Source organism: Pseudodesulfovibrio sp. JC047 (assembly GCF_010468615.1).
GTDB lineage: Bacteria > Desulfobacterota > Desulfovibrionia > Desulfovibrionales > Desulfovibrionaceae > Pseudodesulfovibrio.
Window position 1 is genome coordinate 1 of sequence record NZ_WUEH01000009.1, and the last position, 18,941, is coordinate 18,941.

At 52.8% G+C, this 18,941-nt stretch carries 12 protein-coding genes; 6 read left to right on the plus strand and 6 right to left on the minus strand.

The genetic code is table 11. The features are described 5' to 3' along the window. Positions 1 to 310 precede the first annotated feature (310 nt). The 6 genes from GO013_RS07430 to GO013_RS07455 all read left to right on the plus strand — a co-directional run bounded on the left by GO013_RS07430 (position 311) and on the right by GO013_RS07455 (position 8,856). Positions 311 to 655: a PAS domain S-box protein gene (locus tag GO013_RS07430; protein ID WP_163809741.1), complete on the plus strand. Its 345-nt coding sequence runs from the start codon at positions 311 to 313 to the stop codon at positions 653 to 655. A gap of 11 nt (positions 656 to 666) precedes the next feature. Continuing rightward, a complete protein-coding gene (locus tag GO013_RS07435; RefSeq protein ID WP_163809743.1) occupies positions 667 to 2,730 on the plus strand; it encodes a PAS domain-containing protein in 2,064 nt (687 codons plus the stop codon). Position 2,731: 1 nt separating this feature from the next. Then, positions 2,732 to 3,934, plus strand: a complete 1,203-nt coding sequence (locus GO013_RS07440) for a response regulator (protein WP_163809745.1) — start codon at positions 2,732 to 2,734, stop codon at positions 3,932 to 3,934. A 112-nt stretch (positions 3,935 to 4,046) separates the two neighbouring features. Beyond that, positions 4,047 to 5,630 (plus strand): DUF4301 family protein, encoded by a 1,584-nt coding sequence (locus tag GO013_RS07445; protein ID WP_163809747.1) that lies wholly within the window; start codon positions 4,047 to 4,049, stop codon positions 5,628 to 5,630. 27 nt (positions 5,631 to 5,657) lie between these two features. Beyond that, positions 5,658 to 6,230 carry a hypothetical protein gene (locus GO013_RS07450; protein WP_163809749.1) on the plus strand — a complete coding sequence of 191 codons (573 nt, stop codon included), beginning with the start codon at positions 5,658 to 5,660 and terminating at the stop codon, positions 6,228 to 6,230. Then, positions 6,223 to 8,856 carry a tetratricopeptide repeat protein gene (locus GO013_RS07455; RefSeq protein WP_163809751.1) on the plus strand — a complete coding sequence of 878 codons (2,634 nt, stop codon included), beginning with the start codon at positions 6,223 to 6,225 and terminating at the stop codon, positions 8,854 to 8,856. Before GO013_RS07450 ends, GO013_RS07455 begins: the two co-directional genes overlap by 8 nt. On the opposite strand, the gene GO013_RS07460 is transcribed toward GO013_RS07455, so the two are convergent. Genes GO013_RS07460 through GO013_RS07485 form a run of 6 tightly spaced genes read right to left on the minus strand, consistent with a single transcriptional unit; the run spans position 8,857 to position 18,937 of the window. Further along, positions 8,857 to 11,490 (minus strand): glycosyltransferase family 39 protein, encoded by a 2,634-nt coding sequence (locus tag GO013_RS07460; protein WP_163809753.1) that lies wholly within the window; start codon positions 11,488 to 11,490, stop codon positions 8,857 to 8,859. A 21-nt stretch (positions 11,491 to 11,511) separates the two neighbouring features. Further along, positions 11,512 to 12,780, minus strand: coding sequence for an extracellular solute-binding protein (locus GO013_RS07465; protein WP_163809755.1), 1,269 nt, complete (start codon positions 12,778 to 12,780; stop codon positions 11,512 to 11,514). 16 nt (positions 12,781 to 12,796) lie between these two features. Then, positions 12,797 to 14,671, minus strand: a complete 1,875-nt coding sequence (locus GO013_RS07470; RefSeq protein ID WP_163809759.1) for a DUF3131 domain-containing protein — start codon at positions 14,669 to 14,671, stop codon at positions 12,797 to 12,799. A 3-nt stretch (positions 14,672 to 14,674) separates the two neighbouring features. Further along, positions 14,675 to 16,087, minus strand: coding sequence for a DUF3131 domain-containing protein (locus tag GO013_RS07475; RefSeq protein ID WP_163809760.1), 1,413 nt, complete (start codon positions 16,085 to 16,087; stop codon positions 14,675 to 14,677). 10 nt (positions 16,088 to 16,097) lie between these two features. Next, positions 16,098 to 17,507 carry a DUF3131 domain-containing protein gene (locus GO013_RS07480; RefSeq protein WP_163809762.1) on the minus strand — a complete coding sequence of 470 codons (1,410 nt, stop codon included), beginning with the start codon at positions 17,505 to 17,507 and terminating at the stop codon, positions 16,098 to 16,100. Beyond that, positions 17,504 to 18,937: a DUF3131 domain-containing protein gene (locus GO013_RS07485; RefSeq protein WP_163809764.1), complete on the minus strand. Its 1,434-nt coding sequence runs from the start codon at positions 18,935 to 18,937 to the stop codon at positions 17,504 to 17,506. Before GO013_RS07485 ends, GO013_RS07480 begins: the two co-directional genes overlap by 4 nt. Between the last annotated feature and the right edge of the window lie 4 nt (positions 18,938 to 18,941).

Below are 18,941 nucleotides of genomic sequence, written 5' to 3' on the forward strand. Positions count from 1 at the left end.
ATGATATTTTAATCCTAGCCATGTCGGCCTCCTTTGAGCTTCACTTTTACTGGTACTGTTACCAGATTAAGCCTTGGAGTGCCGACATGGTATTTTTGTGTGGGAAAAACATGGTCATTCAATCTTTTTGGATGGGCGGCGAAGATGGATTTCGGCAGCCTTGCAGGCGCAGAGTCTCGTTGTGTTCGAGAGTGCATTTCATTGTGAAATTCAAGGATTGCCCATAATCATAAATATATGGTATTGTATATAAGACCTATTTTTCGCGGCATCGCGTGTTGCGATGTGCAAATAAAAGAGTGAGGGGACCATGACATTCGAGAGTCTGCTTGTTGAAGAGAATAAACCTGTTGTCGTTGTAACTGAACAGGGAACCGTGGAGTCCATAAATGTGGCGTTCACCGAAGCATATGGCTGGACGACCGAAGATCTCGTGGGGAAATCTTTGACGACCATTATCCCCGAAGACCTTCGAGATGCCCATCAAATGGGGTTTGCCCGGTTTCTTTCCACGAATGAACCCGCAGTCCAAAATACTCGTATTGAATTGAAAGTGCTCTTTGCTGATGGAACGGTTGCCACAGCCTATCATTTTATTACCTCCACACAAGAAAACGGTCGGCGTCGTTTCATCGCCTCCATCGAGAAAAAATAAGCGGAGCGATTATGTCTCAAGATTGTCAGGCTCTTGTCAAAGAACTTCGGGAAGTCATGGGCCATATGGAAATGGCATTAGGTGCCATTGATGAGGCCATTCTCTGGACGGATGGTGCGGGTACTCTTCGGTGGTGCAATCAGACATTCGTGAATTGGTTGGATCGTTCCCGAATCATGCTCTTGGGCAAACCGATCACCGAATTGTTGCCGTTGGCGGTCAGAGGCCAGGATCTCCCCGAGTCGGCACATCCCGTCAGTCAGGCCATTGAAAGTCGGGTTTCACAACAGGGTGATTACTCCAGCAGGGAAAGTGCGCGTCTGTTTCGGATTCATGCTGCATTTATTGAGGGAGCCGATGGCGATGACAGCGTGGTCGTTGTGGCACGGGATATTTCTCGGGAAAAGGAGTTTGAAGAATATCGATTGCAGAGTGCTGCGCTGGCCGCGACAGTCAATGCTATCGCCATTCTTGACGGTGAAGGAAATATTCAGTGGGTCAATCAGGCATTTGTCGATATGACCGGCTACACGTTGCGTGAGGTGCATGGACAATCCTTGCGGGTTTTGCGGTCCGGCAAGCAGCCAGAGGCCTTTTATGAGGATTTGTGGAGCACAATTCTGTCTGGCAAAAATTGGGCTGGTGATCTGATCAACAAGCATAAGAATGGGACGTTATACAACGAACATCAGACGGTAACGCCCATTGTGTACGATGGCGCGGTGACCCATTTTATTGCGGTCAAGCAGGACATTACCCTCCGTAAACAGCAGGAGGAAGAGCTTCGTCAACTGAATGAAGAGCTTGAGAGTCGTATCGAAGAGCGCACGCGCCACCTTGCTCGGGAAGTAGAAGAGCGACGACTGGCCGAATCGGCGGTTCGTGAAGGGGAACGGTTGCTTCAATCCCTTCTGAATGGGCTTGGTGCGGCATTTTTGATCTTTGAGCCGAAAACAATGACGCTTGTTGAAATGAACTCTATAGCCGAAGCCATGTTCGGGTTTGTTCAGGAAGCTGCAATAGGGCGTTTATGTGATGATTTGTTTGCTGCATTTGACGAAAAAACCTTCCAATGCGTCTGTGTGAGTCGAGAACTTTTGGACACCAATGATGAGATTCTTATACAGACTGGGGAAGGTGGATCGATTTTTGTCGAGCGGCATGTGCAGAGTACGCAGATTCAGGGAAAAGATCATTTGGCGGTGGTGTTGTTTGATGTGACGGAAAGAAAGTCGCTGGAACGGCAACTGTCTGTGGCCCAGAAACTCGAATCCATTGGGCATCTTGCTTCTGGTATTGCCCATGAGATCAACACCCCCACCCAGTATGTCGGTGATTCAATTCAATTTACGAGTGAAGCGGTTGAGGATCTGATGGAGATCATTAACGCCTACGCCGGATTGGCCCAGCAGTGTCGCGAACAAAAAATCCTTCCTGAACAGATTGAGATCATTGATGCAGCGTTGGAAGAAGGGGATATGGAGTTTTTGGCCGAAGAGCTGCCGAGCGCATTTGTTCGGGCCGCTGACGGCGTGTCCAGAATCTCGGAAATAGTGAAGGCCATGCGGACGTTTTCTCATCCCGGTTCCGGGGAGTTTCAGCCGGTCAATTTGAATGAGACCATTCGGACGACACTCACCGTCGCTCGCAATGAGTGGAAATATGTCGCGGATGTGGATGAGCAGCTTGATCCGAATCTGCCGTTTATCAAGGGGCTGTCAGGTGAGTTGAATCAGGTCATTCTCAATCTGGTGGTCAATGCGGCACATGCGATCGAGGAAAAGGTCACTGATTCAGGGGTGAAGGGCACGATTACCGTGAAGACTCGTGAAGTGGATGGCAGGGCTGAAATGGTGATCGAAGATACTGGCGTGGGCATCCATCCAGAGAAGATAACGCGTATTTTTGATCCATTTTTCACCACCAAAGAGGTGGGTAAAGGGTCGGGACAAGGGTTGGCGATTGCGCATGATGTCATTGTCGGAAAGCACGGTGGTACGCTGAATGCGGAGTCGACTCCCGGCGAAGGGACAGCCTTTATCGTCACGTTGGATTTTTACGGCGGGGACATGTGATATGAAACCGAGAATCCTGTTTGTTGATGATGAGCAACATATTATTGATGGGTACAAGGCAGCGTTACGAAAAAAACGGAAGCAGTGGGACATGGTGTTTGTGGCGTCCAGCAAAGAGGCCATGGTCATCATGGAAGCAGATCCGGTGCAGGTTTTGGTCAGTGATGTCCGAATGCCCGGGATGGATGGAGAGGCCCTTTTGCAGACCGTGCAACAACGGTGGCCCGGAACCTTGCGCATGGTCCTTTCCGGTTTTTATGACGACGCCACATCGCTTCGACTGGTGAAATCCACCCATCGATTTTTGGCCAAGCCCTGTAAACCGGCGGTTTTGGCAGAATCCATCGAACGGCTTCTCAAACTGAATTCCGTGTTGACCAACGAACGGCTGCGGAAATTGATTGCCAGTCTGGACAAGTTGCCGACGCTTCCGGGGCTGTATGTGCAAGTGCTCAAGGAGTTGGAGTCCGAGGAACCGTCCTTGGATCGGGTGGGAGAAATGATCGAGCAGGACCCGGCGATCAGTGCCATTTTGCTCAAGGTGGTGAATTCTGCCTTTTTCGGATTGTTTCATACAGTGACCAGTCCGTCCCGGGCCATTGCTTTGCTTGGAATGGAAACGCTCAAGGCGCTTGTCTTGAATGTCACTTTGCTGGATCGATATGCGAAAGCGGAGTTCGACGGGTTTTCTCTTGAGAAATTGGGCGAACATTGTTTTCGCGTGGGAAATTTTGCGAAAATTATCGCGTCAACGGAAACAGACGATAAAGATTTTCTTGAAAAGAGTTTTCTTGCCGGATTCATGCACGATCTGGGAAAATTGATGCTCGTTGAAAGTTTTTGGGAAGAATACAAGGAAATCATCACGTCCGTGCGCAAGGACAATCTGCTGCTTTTCGAAGAGGAAAAAAAACGGATGGGTGTCTGCCATGCCGAGCTTGGAGCGTATTTGCTCGGCATCTGGGGGATCGATGACGAGGTCGTGACCGCCGTGCGAGGACACCATGATGTGGACAAGGCTGTGCAGGGCTTCTCTTTGCCGCTGTGTGTGTATGTCGCCAATGTCATGGATCATTCCTTGAACCAATATTCCAAAAAATATCAATATGATGGTTTTGATGAATCCCTGTTGGACGCTGTCGGGCTGCTGGACCGTCTTCCCGTGTGGCGGGCGCATTGTCTGGAGGCGAACACGGAGGATTAATCGGTTGTTTTTGATGTGATGATTACGGGAAATGATTGAAGTTGTGGACAAGGGGCTATTCCCGAGATTCGAACGTTTTGTCGAAAACATGAATGAATCAGGAGGGTGAACAATGAGCAATGCGAGTGAAAAATCTGTCGAACAGCATGAAGCCATACTGCATGAAGCGGAAAAAGTGTTGCAACAGATCATAGATAGTGGCGTTGCCGAAGAAACCATTGTCGAGCAAATGCACCGTTTCAGGGCCGGGTTCCCATATACTCGGTTGCTTCGCCCATGCACCCCCGGTGACGGGATCATGCATGTGTCAGCAGAAGAACGAACTCGATTGATCCATGTGTTCAGGCAGGTGGTCGCTGACGGGCGTGTGACCAAATTCGTTCCGGCCTCAGGGGCTGCGACCCGTATGTTCAAGTCCTTGCTCGCGTTGTTCAATCGAGAAGACCCAACGCTTGATTTGGATAAGGACGATGGTGACAGTGTGTTTGGCCGGGAGTTCTTCGCGTCGCTCGACGCATTTGCTTTCTACGATGAATTGATTCGCGTGATGGCAGCGGATGGTCTCGATTTGAACCAATGCCTTGAAGCCAAGGAATACCGGACTATTCTGGAGTATGTCCTGACTGAAAAAGGGCTGAAGTATGGGCAGCTCCCCAAGGGCTTGATCGCTTTTCATGCCTATCCTGATGCTCCCCGGACGCCTTTTGGCGAACACATTGCCGAAGCGGTCGCCTATGCCACGGACGTTAATGGCGTGGCCCGGGTACATTTTACGGTCAGTCCTGAACATCGGCAGACCATTGAAACGCATGTGGCCGAGGTGATGCAAGGGTATCCCGAAGTCCGGTTTGATGTGACGTATTCCGAACAGCGCAAGCAGACAAATACCATAGCCGTTGATTTGTCCAATGACGGATTTCGGACACAGGAAGGGCGTTTATTGTTCCGTCCAGCCGGACATGGTGCGCTTCTTTTCAACCTGAATGAATTGCAGGGTGATGTCGTTTTTTTGAAGAATATTGATAATGTTGCCCCGGATCGTTTGAAAAAGGAGACGATTGAATACAAACAGGTTCTTGGAGGGTTGTTGGTGGAATTTCAGAGTCTTGTGTTTGATTGTGTCCGCTTGTTGCGGATCACGGTTCCCGATGCCGAGGTGCTAGGGGCGATCACGAAATTTGCCGTGTCCCGGTTGTCCCTGTCGTTGCCGGATGATTTTTCGTCCATGATCGATGCGGACAAGGCGGAATACCTGCTTGCCTTTTTGAATCGGCCGATTCGAGTGTGTGGCATGGTCAAGAATCAGGGTGAGCCAGGAGGCGGGCCATTTTGGGTGCCTGGTCCCAACAATGGGGTGGCAACTCCGCAGATCGTTGAGAAGAGTCAGGTTGACCTCGATGACGAGACCCAGGCCGAATGCCTGGCATCGGCCACGCATTTCAATCCTGTGGATATTGTCTGCGGGGTGCGGGATTGTGACGGGAATCCGTTTGATCTGATGGAATGCATCGATCAGGATACCGGCTTCATTTCGCTCAAATCAAAGGAAGGGCAGGAGCTGAAGGCCATGGAATTGCCCGGATTGTGGAACGGGTCCATGGCAGATTGGATCACCGTGTTTGTCGAGGTCCCGTTGGGCACGTTCTCGCCAGTCAAGACGGTCAATGATCTGCTCAGACCAGAACATCAGTCGTAAACAGCCGTGCCGTGCCGGGAGAGTCGTATGCGTCGAAATCGAAAAGCGCGGAAACAGTATTTTGTGGACAAGCCGTTCCAATTGGGATTTATCAAGAAAATCTCCGTATTGGCGATCGTTTTTGTGGCTGTTTCCCTGATCGTCTTTGCCGTGGTCTATCATCTGTATGGTGGTGTGGCCGTTTCGGGGATTGATCCGTTGTATGACGCGTCAACCAGCACTGTGGAGAAATTGGCTCGACAGGCAACAGTTTTTGACCTGTTGTGGCCGGTCCTGGGCGTGACACTTTGCGTCATTTTGCTGGTGACTTTTCTCTATGGAATGGTTCTTTCGCATCGAATGGCCGGGCCGTTGTACCGAATGCGGCTTGATTTGCAACAGCTTTTGATCGGGACGCCTCGGCCAGACCGTTCGCTTCGTGCGAATGATGAATTCAAGAATTTGTATGAAGAGATGAACAAGGTCAAGGGGCGGCATCGGGCATTGGTGGCGAGTCTGCATCGGGCTGTGAACGCGCTGGATGCAGACAATCCGCAGAAAGCGAGAAAGGAACTTGTTTCGGTGCTTTTTCCCAATGATGACGCGAGTCGTGATGCGTAGACTGTTGGTTGTTCTGCTGCTGTTTTTTTTCGTCAGTGGGATGGGGGAAGGCGTGTCTTTGGTGGCCGCCCAGTCTCGGCCAATTGAACCCAAGGACATGGCCACGGATATGTTGCAGGCCTTGGCGGATAACCGGATGGATGAAGCAGAGTCACTTGCGGTTAAATTGAAATATAAATATCCGCAGTCCAAGGTTGGCAATGAGGCGTTGTATGTGCTTGGCGTGGTCGCGCTCAGGAAACGCCACTTTGCCGAGGCCCAGACGTTGTTGGCCGAATACGTTGGAAAAGGTGGAGTGACGACGTATGGTGTTCGTGCCAATCGGTTGCTGGGTTTGTTGGATAAAGACGATAATGATGGGGTGCCATTGGCCCTGTTTCTCGAAAGTGAACGAAGCCTGACCCGGAGTCAGCCTCTCAAGGCCTTGCGGCTTTTGAAACAGAGTTTGGCGCAGTATCCCGATGCCGCGATCGCAGCAGATACCTTGAACAGTCTTGCCTATGTCTATCTCGTGAGTTTGAAGGATTACGAGGAAGCGGCCAAGGCATATGCCTCTTTAGCACAAAAACATCCGGATGATTCCTATACGGATAACGCCGTGTATGGTCTGGGCCGGTGTATGGAATTGCTGGGCCGGACTCGGGAAGCGCGTGAATATTATCTTCGATTGAAAAAGAGCCACGCGATACTCGGTACAGAGATCAGTGGGTATTCAATCCCGGCACTGAATGAATATGCCCGTGTGTGGCATCGTCGGGCAGTGCTTGGCCTCGAACGGCTTGATCGTGCGACCTCCGAGCCTTCCTCTGGCAGGGAGGCCAATTTCTTCATGACCGGATTCGGGGACAGGCTGGTGGTTGAAAATCCTCCGGGTAGCGATATATACCGTCGATTGTGGCGGGTTCTCGAACGGGATGGAATGCCAGTGCGGTGTATTGAATTTACCGTCAACCGAACCGTGGGCATTACCTGGGAAAATCGACAGGAACTCCTGTCTGCCGCAAGCCTTGGCTATGTTCCGGTGGTCATTTTTCAATATTTCGATGAGGACTTGAGCCCTGATTTCGTGAAGCGAAACACCCAAAACTATTATACTTTTATTAGAGAAAAGCTTGCCCCATTGCTCGAAGGAATTCATGAGCCATACATCCTGCTGGAAGCGGAATTTAACCGGGGTGGCGTTGGAACGTGGGCTGGCTGGAATAGTGTGGCTATTGAAGCCATCAGGATTATTCGGGAAACCCTTCCAACGGCACAGGTCGGATTGACCGTGGGGGACTGGGGTTTCAAGGGGCGGGATGCTCTGCAAAAATCTATGGGAGAGGTCGCCCCTCATTGTGATTTCCTTGGCTATCAATTCATGATTTCTTCTATCGAGGACACATGGGTTCAAGATCCGTCCGGGCAGTTGCTGGACAGGGTGTTGGATTTTGCCGAGTATCTGAGCACCACGTTTCAACGGCCTTTGCTCATCGGGTACATGGGGGTGTCGTCCCTTGATGGCTGGGAATCTGTGCAGGCGGAATGCCTCGCCGCACTTTTCCGGCATCGGCACGACCTCATGCATATGGGCGTATTCGGGATGGTGTACTTTTCCTATATGGACGCCCCGGACAAGGCCGGATGGTTTGGCCCGGCAGAACGGATGTTTGGTCTGGTCGATGCTTCAGGCGACCGGAAACCCGCATGGACCGTGTTTCGAGACGCTGCTCGGGAATTGATGCAGGAAGAGACTCGAGCAGAGGAGGCCGCGTCTTTTGTCTGTCTCGTTTCCTCGCCGGAAATGGTCTCGACAATAGAGGTGGCGTATACTTTTTCTCGTCCACGGTTTTGGCGAGTAGTGTTTCGTGGACAGACTTCCGGTGCCATGAAAACTTTTCAGGGAACGAGCCGTGCAGTTCGGGTGGTCTGGGAGGGGGATGCGGATACGGAAAATTTCTTGGCGGAACGCTGTCATGTCGATCTCTTCGTGCTGTCCGGGGTGGGCGAATCTCCAGAATCGAGACGGATTGCCGGGTGCGAGGTCGAGTCTTCAGGGATAGTTTCGTGGTCTCGAAAGGTCGTGTTTGCTGAAGGTCGATCATCGGAACTTTTACAGGATTCACCGTTCGTGAAGCGTGTTGCGAACAGTTATTCGGGATTACGATCGCTTGTTTTTGAGTGGGAAGCGTCCACCAAAGAATCCACGATTGCCGTGTCTTTGAAAAAAGCGGTGCCCATGCTGGCCGGAGAATCGTTCGTGTTGCATTTCAGGGAAGAGGGTGTCCAGAACGATCTTTGCTGGATAACGCTGGTGACGGATCAGGGGAATATCCCCTTTCCATTGACGTCATATCTTTTTCGGGATGCGGGCAAGGGGTGGAAGACCTTCAGGGTTCATCAGGAAACATTGGCTCGGGGGATCGCCTGGAAATATAAAACGCGTCCTGCCCAAATTCATGTGCAGGGGATCGAGTTTGTCAACATGGCCGAGGGGCGACTGTTGGTTGACTCTCTTGCTTTTGAGACGCGCCGCGCCGTGGAGCAACTCGAGGTCATTCCGTATATTTCGAGTCCGTTTGTGCCATTGGACAATGACGCCGGCGAAACAGTCTCAGAAGATTTCAAACTGTATCGCCGGCGGTGATTATTGCGTGAATGTTATTGCCTGGTACACACCTTCGGCTGGCAGGGTGAAGCTGGCATCATTGCCGATGGTAATGGCTTTGAACGGAGCCGTAGCCGACGGATTGCACGCTGTTGAATATGTTTTCCCATCAATGGTCAGGTTCAGTTTCGATGGCGTCCATGCGAGTTTGATCGAGTGGGTGCTTCCCTGTTGCCATGAGGAGATGTCCTGTCCGATGACAGCGGAAACTGTTTCGTTCTCCCAACGGATTGCTTGAAGGAATCCCTTGGGTGTTTTTTCAAGAAACACTGATCCCTTATTCCAGTTTTGACCGAGCAAGGAGAGCAGAACCCGTTGTTTCTCTTCGTTCCCATCCCAATGGGGAACAAACGTGAATGACGCGGAGCCTCGGAGGAATTTTGAGTCGGGCAGGTCGGGGACTGTTGTCAGAAAAAACGTGTCTGTGCCTGATTCCACGCCCTGATTGCCGCCGGTATTTTTGCTTCGGATTCCGTTGAGGTCCAGATCATACCAGTAGTCAATTGAAGGACGGTCAATGGTTCCGTTATAGAGGTCTTTGGCGGTTTGCGGGTCTATGGGGCCAGAAAAGACAATGAGGTCGTCATAGAGACCCGGGGCCGGGAAGCTGTTTTGGTGGTCGGCTCCCAGATGCAGGGTTTTAAAATCCGATTGGAAAGGCCGGGGAAGTCGTGAAACGGCGTATTTCTGTCCGTCAAGATACAGGGTCAGGTCTTTTCGGTCCCAACTGATGATGAGGTGGCGCCATGTATCCTTTTCCCACGGGAGTGGGCGTCCTTCTGCCATTCCCAGAAAACTGCCCGTGCCAAAGAGGATGGTTCTGACGCCGTTTTTGCGCGTGGTTTCAACGAAAAGCGTGTTCTTGTCCCATTGTGGTCCCTTGGCCATGACAAGCATTTGTTTGTCAGCATCTTTGGGATGTGCCGAGAGCTTGAACCAGAGAGAGAGTGCGCCTTCGCCCACTTTTGTCTGTTCTTCAAGGAGATATTTCAATCGGGTATCCGGGCTGGTCGTGATGGTTGTATGGCTGTCGCTGCGAAAAACGGCCAAACCTGTTTTTTCGGTCAATCCGGCATCGGATAAGCCTGGAATGAGTGAACGTTCTTCGGGGTCGGACAGTCCCATTTGGAGGAACTCGGATGCTTGGCCTGAATTATAGAAAGTGGCCCGGATGGATTGAAAATGGACGAGGACGGGATTGGTTTTGGCTCCTTCCTTAAAATCCTTGTGTTTTTTGATAAGCCGACCATCGGCCAGTTGCATGGGAATCTTTCCTTCTGGATCGGAAAAGAATTCGTGGGCTTGAATCAGCCAGACTCCATCAATATCTTTCACTTCTTCTTTGACGTCAACAAAATCGAATGCCGGGATGATGGGGAGTTCTCCGTCATCGGCAAAATAGTAGGTAAAGGGTTCATAAATCCAGGGCGCGCTTAAAACAACAGCTTGTCCCGGCTTGATATTTTCTTTGACGAATTGTGCGACCTCTCGCCACTGCTCTTTGTCGAGCATGGTGTAATAGTTCCAAAGTCCATACACAGAGCCGAGAATGAACAGTGTTGCAACCGTGTGTTTCAGGACGGCAGGGGACGTCCCGGCGATCATTAGGCCGAGGAAAAGACAGAATCCCGGTAGGAATTGGATGGCGTATCGTTCCACGTAGATTGGTGCCAACAGCAGGGAAATGGTGAACGGGATGATGATGGCGCCGAAAAACCAAAGCCCCAGAAAGATGGGGGCATTCATCGAGGCCTTGTACGGGCAGTATGTTCTGAAAAAAGGAATGAATCTGATCGCCAGATAGATGCCGATGGCGATACAGGCGGCGATCATTGGCAGCAGGCCGCCGGATAGTTGAATGAAGGTGCGATAGGCGACATGAATATCGGGGACAGGAACCCATGATCCCGGACCCTCTCCACCTAATTTGGCAAGAACTTGCTTTAACAGGAAATATATCCATGGACTGAAGAGGATGAGGGCGAGGACGTTGACGCCGATCCATGTGCCAATGTCCTTGAGCACGTGTCCTGAACGCCATTTTAAGGTGACGAGAAAATAGAGCTGGTGGAAAAAAATGATGAATACCGTGAAGGTGTGGATATAGAGCATCAGGGCCACGGATGCGGCATAGTAGAAGATGCGGAGTTTGGTCGGTTTTTTTTCATAGAGTATCAGGGCGTGACAGGCCATGAGGATGGCGGTGAGGAGCAGGGTGTAGCTTCTGGCTTCTTGGGAGAAATTGATGCCCATGTAGGAAAGGGCCATGAACAGGGTGCCCCACAGTGCGCCGGTGCGACCGATAAGACGGTGTCCGAGGAGGTAGGTCAGCCAGACGGACAGAATGCCGAACAGGGCCGAAGGGAAACGCAGGGCCACTTCGGAAATACCGAAGATTTCTGTCCAGGCGTGCAGGATGAACAAATAGAGGGGGGGATGCACGTCCCGAGCGCAGTATTTGACGATTTCTTCAAAGGATTTGACCGCGTAGGCCACGGTTTGTCCTTCATCAATCCATAGGCTTTCGCCGCCGAGATCGTACAGGCGCAGGACGGTTGCCAGCAACAGGATGGACCAGAGCTTCACATCAAAACGTTTCCACTGGAGTTCCATGATGTCTCCCGTATCGTGTTTTTATTGGGCCATTGATTCGAGTATGGTCATTCTTCCCGCGACTTCCGCTGGGGTCATGCCGGTTGTCAGGGCGATCGTGAGCAGCCGGTGGATAGCTTCGGTAGATCGTTGCCAGCCAGCCGGGGATTCATTGAGTTGTTTGATGGGGGGCGCGTCTTCCCCTGCCTTGTACAAGGCCTTGGCCGGAGCCGGGAGCATTCCGGGCAGAGCCGCTCCATAAAAAGCTGCAGAAGTTCGGGCCGGGAGGATGTATCTATCCTGAAGCCGTCTGAATTGGGATTGCGTCGAGGTGAGATAGTCCAACAGGAGTTGCGCTTCTTTTGGGGAGTGAGTCTTGGCATTGATGACGTAGCCCCGTGTCCAGATGGCATTGACCGGGGGAATGTCTGTGTGTGCAACCGGCAACCAACCAACAGTGACGTCTTCCGGGACGACCGGGAAGCCGACTTCCTTGCTTTGGCTCAGAAGATACCAGACATAGTTACCGTTTATGGAGAGTCCTGCCTTGCCCGAGCGGAATTCTCCTTCGGCTATTGCATGACTGTATTTTTCGGGATCAGGTTGATTTTCGCGGATGAGCGTTGAGAAATTGGTGTAGGCGCGGGTATGGGCCAAGACCCGGTCCTTGTCTGGAATATTTGCCAATTCAATCATGAAGAGGGCGTAATAGAACTTGGCGAGCTGCGCCCCTTTGGAGGGGAAAATCACACCCTGTATGCCGTGCTCTTTCTGAATGGATCGCGAGACTTCGATGAGGCCTTTCACGGTGGTGGGTAGCCCTGTTTTCGGGAGCAGGTCCGTGCGTCCATAAAGATATTGAATACCGATCAAGGAAGGAAGTCCGTAGAGTTGGCATTGGTATGAATACGCGGTCAGGAGCTTGGGCATGAAGTCTTTTCTGTCGGCAGCAGGGAGGGTCTCGAACCAGTCGTTGAGCGGGAGGAGTTGCCCTTTGGCAGCGAATTCGGCGACCCAGCTTCCGGGCATTTCGATGATGTCCGGTCCTGTTTCGGTTTCAGACTGAAGGACTTTGGTCGCGTGGTGCAGGATGTTCCATTCATCCGAGGAAGCAATGACATCCACCTGAATGCCCGGATACAGGGCGTGGAATTCATTGATGCTTCCCGGGCCGGTTGCCTGTGGATCAAGCACCCGATTGACATCGCCGAAGACAGTGAGGGTCACGGGACCCTGTGGCGTTGACGTGGTCGCACACCCGATGAGTGCGCAGAGCACTGCGGATACAGCCAGTAATCGAAGACCGATCATGAGGCACCTCCTGATGCTACTTTCCTTTTTTGCCCCCAGTGAGAATGGCTCCACCGAGATGACGATACAATGCGGCTTCGAGAATCAGGGCGTTGGTGTCGAGGGTGACAGCGGTGTTCGTGCCGCCACTGTCGTACTTTCCGGCCTGGAAGCCTTTCCCCTTGATGGCCAGGGGCATGAATATATCAACGAGTTTTCTGGTGTACGCGGTGTTGTACAGGGCGTCCCAGGCAAACGCGATGCCAGTTGAGGCCCAGTACAGGTCGAGCGGTTGATTGGAAAATGGACTGAGGCACTGCCACTCGGCGTTGCCACTGGCGGCAATGATCGCACTGGTCGCAAACCAGGGCGAACGATCAATGCGGCCATCGCCGGAAGCCGTGGCAATTTTTGTCTGCTCAAATCGGCGTGACTGAACTTCATAGATGGCGCGTGCCAGCCGGTCTTCATCCTGATCTGATCGACCAAATTCCATTTGAATGAGTGCAAAGGGTTTCGAGGACAGGGTGGCTCCTGGGCGTGTGTCATAGGGGACAGAAATCCCGAATATGGTTTTTTCTTGGATATGGGGGCGATAGTCCCGACTCGCCCATGCGTTGAGTTCCCAGAGTTGGAGTGCCTGGGCCGCGTAAGGTCCGTAGCCGAAAAAGCCTTCTGTTGTGGCGTTTTCTTTTCCGGCCCAGAGGTTGACGCCTGTGAGCATTCCGTCAAAGACCAGCCGCTCAGTGCGGAACCGTTTGAAAACCGCTTGTGTGGCTGGTTCAAGGGCGGGGTGGAGCTTTTCCGTGATTTTTAGCCAGAGCAGCAACCGGCCCACATCAATGGCGGACCAGCCCAGTCCTTTGGTCGAAGGCATCTGGTCTTCGCCGACCATGCGGGCCGTATCGGTGAAATAGAGCTTGTTGGGTAATTCATTATTATAGAGGTCCATGCTGGCCAGTGTTTGTAGCAGCAGGCGCATCCGGCGATGAAAATCGTTTTTGGTGATGATGGACAGTCCTTCGGCACTGACCAATGCGGCGATGGATGAACCGATTTCCCAGACCGTGGCGACGGGATACAGGTCCAGTCCGTTGAACAGTCCTGTGGACGGCTGATGGTTGCGCTGGAAATACGCCCAAGCAAGATCGGCGGCACCGCGAACATTTCCCGGCATTCGTTGCGAGGCCATCTGGCTCGCCTTGGCCTGAGCCGGAGCGTTCATGGGAACAGCTCTGCCCATGGGGACTGCCGGGGGCTGGCCATATGCATTTTGCCGGGGGGCCGTCGAGGGTGTCGCTCCAACTCCGGCAAGACCGCCTTCCGAGTACGGGATAACCATGGCCTGTTCGTTGTGTTGTTCGACCGAATCCCATATTTGCGCTGTCGAATCATTCACCTTGAGTCCGGCCACGGGGCGCGAATAGTCGGAAAGTTCAAAGAGGTTCCAGGCCGTTTGAATCCGTCCCGCTTCGGGCGGCAGGCTGACACCGGATGAAATTTCACCGATGCCGGCCGCCACGGGAGTGGATGCTCCGAGATTTGCGAGCTGGAGTTTTTGCCCCAGTTCCTTTTTGACGGTTTTCCAAGTAGTTCCTGCTCTGGCAAATTTGGCCGTGGCCATGCCCCAGAATTCGTATGCCCGGGCATTGCGGCCTTGTTCGGCGGCCTTTGAGGCCATGACATAGATGACGCCACGCATAGTCGTGGAAAGACCGCGCATGTTTTCCGCGATATCTTCAAGGATGATGGACGACGGGTTGTAATCCCTGTTCTTGTACAGCGATACCGCTTCTGCAAATCGTTTGTTCGTTGCGAGCGAGACAATGCTTTTGTTTTCGTTCGCGGATGCGGGTGCAGCGCAGATCACGAGAATGACCAGCAAAAGGGGGAGTGCGCGTTTAAACCACATAGGTTAATCCTCCCTCTTTCTTTGGGGTAGACAATGGGGGTAGTCGTGCATTGGAAGCGGTTTATTGACGTAGAAATCGATATAACTCGGTTCTTTGTTGAGACGGATGAGCTGTCCCTTAAGCTTGTGCAGTATCGATTCTAGCACCATGGCGTTTGTTTCAAGCGAAACGACTTTGACGATACGCCAGTTCTTTTCGTAGCGGCCTTCGTACCATCCTCGTCCTTCCTCGAAGAAACAGCAGGAGGCGGCAGCCAGAATGAATCGACTGTACGGAGTGTTCCACAATGACCACATGCCGAAGATGGCGCGAGTGGAGAAGACCGAAAGATCATATCGCATTTCGCCGGTGCGGGAAATAGTCGGCCAGAGACGGCCTTCTGCGGTGATCGCCCCGATAATGGCATAGGGTGGTTTGTCCACCCCATTTTCACTGCGGGCGGTCATGATGCCTTCTCGCCGATACCGTTCTTCCTGCACCATGTAGACGCTTTTGGCGATATCCCGACGATCCAGTGCGTCGTCGCCACGATCATGTCCTTTGGGGAGAGATCCGGTGTTCCAGTCGAATTCCAGTCCTTCCAGCAAAAATGGTGTGCCGGTTAGGTAAATCGGTCCGCCGGTTTCAACCGAGGTGCGCGGATCATACGGAATCTGTTTGTCATAGATGCTGATGTACCGCAGTGGTGCGGCGACCGAGGATTTGACATCGAGTCCCCAGAGTTCATAGCCGCGAGCCGCGTATTCTTCCCAACCGAGCCGCCCTTCGACCCGCAGATCGGTTTTTCCCTCGGCTTTCAGGCCGCTTTGCAACTGGCCGTTCTTGTTGATCGCCATGCAGAAATTCCACCGGAGCACGGCCCGGTCCACGCCTTCGGCAAATAGGGGATATTCTTCTTTGAGTGCCTTGAGCCAGATGAGCAGGCGGCCGATGTCGATACTGGAAAATCCCGCTGAACCCGGCTGCATGTCAAAACCAACCATGCGCCCGGTCGAGGTGTTGTAAATGAGATTGGGTAAGTCGCCAGCATAGAGTTCCATGGCATTGAGCCATTCGATCAGTTTGCCGGTCCGTTGACAGAAATTGCGGTCGTCAATGATTTCCATCTGATGCGCAGCCATCAGGGCGGAAAGGTACGCGGCTATTTCTCCGATCGACGTGTACGGGTAATTTTCAGCGGCGTTTACCAGCCCGGTGTTGGGATGATAATTGTTTTCGAAATAGGTCCAGGCCACTTCGGAAAAAAGTCGTCCCTGTTCGGTGAGGTCGTGGCACGCCACGAGTTGTGGCGCATCGCCGGGTTCATGCTGTTGGTCCCCACAGTCGATTCCACGATACAAGGCCCCGCATCCTGCGGTCGTCAACAGCAGGAAGGCGAGTAATGGAAAGACTGTCGTGTGGGCCAGGCGCGTCATGCAAACTCCATCAGGGATCAAATTTGTGAATGGTTATAAATGGTTGATATTTCCACGGCGGCAAGGCCTTCTTCGGCAGGGAATTGGTCTTGAAGAAGAGATCCCAATAACTTTCCTTGCCGCTATATGTGAGCAATTTCCCGGTGGCCTTGTAGAGTAATATCTCCATGATGACCCCGTTCCCGTTGAGTGTGATGGATTTGTTGAGCATCCCGGTTTCCTCGAATCGGCCAACATAGAATCCTTTGTCCGGTTCGTAGAGTGCCGAGACCGCTTCTGCTAGAAGGTCTGTGTAATCGGATTTGAAAAGAACCCATAAGCCCAGTGCGGCTTTGGTGTTGAGGCAGGCCAGTTCCGGCATGGATTTCCCTTCATGACTGAGGGTCGCCCACGGGGTGCCATAGCCCAGAATGGTACCGTAGACAAAGTAGGGAGGCTTATCCACCGCGTCTTCTGTCCGGGCGGTGAGTATGCCCGTATTCAGGAATCTGGCCTCCTGCGCCTTGTAGATTCGCCAGGCGAATTCCGCCTGAATCGGGTCGCTGTGGAGTGTCACATTTGTGTTGGTGTCACCGGGAACGTCCCAATTATGTTCAATGCCATCAAGGACATAACTTTCCGACACAACAAAGTTCGGGGCGTGGAGGTTTTCCGGTTCCCGTGCATCAAAGGGGATGGGGAATCCATAGACTGTGATGGTTGAATACGGATCCACGGCGGAGGCTGCGTCCGTATTGGCTCCCCAGAGGAGGAAGCCTCTGGCGGCATATTCTTCGTATCCCAATCGTCCTTCCGCATAGTGAATCAGGTTGTTGGGATCGCGTTGGTAGTAACTTGCACCAAACATGGTGCCTTCCCGGTCCATCAGTTTGGTCCAGTTCCAGCGCATGACGCCTTTATCGACCAATTCGCCGTACACCGGGTATTTTTCTTTGAGAATTTTGAGCCATGTCAGGAGTCGTCCCAGATCGAGCGCAGACCATCCCAATTCGCCGGGCTGATTTGCCCAGTCCACCATTTGGCCATTGTCGGCACTGTAGAACTGATTGGGAAGGTCACCTCGGAAAAGGTCCATGTTGGTGAACCATTTCAATATCTTGCGAATTCGTCCGTCAAATTCTTTTTCTTCGATCAGGCCGAGCTGATAGGCACTGATGATGGCGGCAATATGGGCTGATATATCCCACATGGTGAAGGGGGCGTAGTTCGGTTGTGCCCCGGCCAGTCCTGTTTCCTCGTTGACGTTGGCCTGAAAATAACTCCAGGCGATGCGTGCCCATTGCTGTTCTTGTTTGGTCAGTGGCCCTTGTCTTGGGACAGGTTCCCGGGCCGGAGAAATCGGCGCACTCCACGCCGTGGAACAGGCCAGGATCAACACGATAAGCGGGAAGATAAGGAGGAGTCGGCATCTTTGGATCATGGCGTCGGCCTCGCTTTTTCCGTGTTTAACAAGGGCTGGAATGTCCCCTGATAAATGCGCGGAGGCAGTCCTTGCGCTTCGAAAAACGTGTGTTCCAAGGTCTTTTCCCAGAAGCCTATCCGTTCGGTCGGATAGTACAACATGCCGTGGACCTTGAAGGCCAGGGCTTCGAGGATGACGGCGTTGCAATCCAGTGAAATGGCGCGATTGATGGCCCCATCCTTTTCATAGAATCCCGCGAACCAGCCACCGTATTCGTCGAACATGGGGGAAAGTGCTTCGATGAGCGCGTCGGTGTACGGGCTGTCATAGAGTGCCCACATGGCGTAGGCGGCCTTGGTCGAAACAGCAGCGGCATCGTTGACCGGATTGCCATTGCCGTCGAGGGAGACGAATGGAATGCCGTCGGCATACAGGCTGTCGATGAGGTAATAGGGAGGACGGTCCATGACGTGTGGGTCTCTGGCGGTCAGGCGACCTTGTTTCATGAATCGGGCTTCCTGCACCTGATAGATGGCGTCAGCCAGCTCTCGCGCGGAGGAGAGGCGGGCTGGTGCGCCGGTGCGGAAATCCAGAAAGCCTAGTTCCAGTCCGGCCATCATGCCCATGCGGGTGGTGACGGCATTGAGTTGTGCCGGGATACCCCGTGGACGACTGTCGAACGGGAGCCATTCGTCGAGGATGGTGATGGCGGAGACGTTGTCGATATTCATGGCCGCGTCGACGGTGAATCCCCAAACGCCGAATCCTGCGGCGGCGTATTGTTGCAAGCCAAGTCGGCCTTCCCTGTAGAGTTGCATTGAACCGTCTGCCATTGCCATGGCACCGTGCAGGAGGCCGTCACTGTCCAGAATATGTCGGAAATTGAATCGGAGCATCGCCTTGTCCACTGTGGTGGCGTGGGTGATGAACTCATTGCGGATGATACGGAGCCATATGAGCAAACGACCAATGTCCTGAGAGGAAAATCCTGCCTGTCCGGGTTGTCCATTGCGTTGGATCATGGCCCCTGTTCGGGCGTTGTAATAGGTGTTGGGCAGTCCATACTCGTTGAGTTGCATGGTGTTCAACCAGTAGATGACGGCGGTCATCCGGTGGTCAAACGTGACTTCGTCCAGCAAATCGAGTCGCTTGGCACAAACCATGGCGGCCAGATAGCTGCCAATGTCCCACATGGTCACGGTATCGCTGCCCACGGCCCCTTGCGGAAGGCCGGTTTCAGGGAAAACCGTTCTGTCGAAATAGGCCCAGGCCTGACTGGCCGTCTGTTGTTCGGATTCGGTCAGTGGGCCGCTTCGGGAATCAATGGCAATGGTGGTCGGCGCAGGGGTGAATTCAGAAGCGTAATAGTGGAAGCGGCAAGAGGAGAGGACGATGAGCGTGAGGAAGAGGATGATGGCGGATGCTGGTATATAGGTGGTGCGTTTCATACGA

Excerpts from the sequence above, each read along its gene's own strand:
- GO013_RS07430 (WP_163809741.1), top strand. The coding sequence starts at position 311 with ATGACATTCGAGAGTCTGCTTGTTGAAGAGAATAAACCTGTTGTCGTT.
- GO013_RS07435 (WP_163809743.1), top strand. The coding sequence starts at position 667 with ATGTCTCAAGATTGTCAGGCTCTTGTCAAAGAACTTCGGGAAGTCATG.
- GO013_RS07440 (WP_163809745.1), top strand. The coding sequence starts at position 2,732 with ATGAAACCGAGAATCCTGTTTGTTGATGATGAGCAACATATTATTGAT.
- GO013_RS07445 (WP_163809747.1), top strand. The coding sequence starts at position 4,047 with ATGAGCAATGCGAGTGAAAAATCTGTCGAACAGCATGAAGCCATACTG.
- GO013_RS07450 (WP_163809749.1), top strand. The coding sequence starts at position 5,658 with ATGCGTCGAAATCGAAAAGCGCGGAAACAGTATTTTGTGGACAAGCCG.
- GO013_RS07455 (WP_163809751.1), top strand. The coding sequence starts at position 6,223 with ATGCGTAGACTGTTGGTTGTTCTGCTGCTGTTTTTTTTCGTCAGTGGG.
- GO013_RS07460 (WP_163809753.1), bottom strand. The coding sequence starts at position 11,490 with ATGGAACTCCAGTGGAAACGTTTTGATGTGAAGCTCTGGTCCATCCTG.
- GO013_RS07465 (WP_163809755.1), bottom strand. The coding sequence starts at position 12,780 with ATGATCGGTCTTCGATTACTGGCTGTATCCGCAGTGCTCTGCGCACTC.
- GO013_RS07470 (WP_163809759.1), bottom strand. The coding sequence starts at position 14,671 with ATGTGGTTTAAACGCGCACTCCCCCTTTTGCTGGTCATTCTCGTGATC.
- GO013_RS07475 (WP_163809760.1), bottom strand. The coding sequence starts at position 16,087 with ATGACGCGCCTGGCCCACACGACAGTCTTTCCATTACTCGCCTTCCTG.
- GO013_RS07480 (WP_163809762.1), bottom strand. The coding sequence starts at position 17,507 with ATGATCCAAAGATGCCGACTCCTCCTTATCTTCCCGCTTATCGTGTTG.
- GO013_RS07485 (WP_163809764.1), bottom strand. The coding sequence starts at position 18,937 with ATGAAACGCACCACCTATATACCAGCATCCGCCATCATCCTCTTCCTC.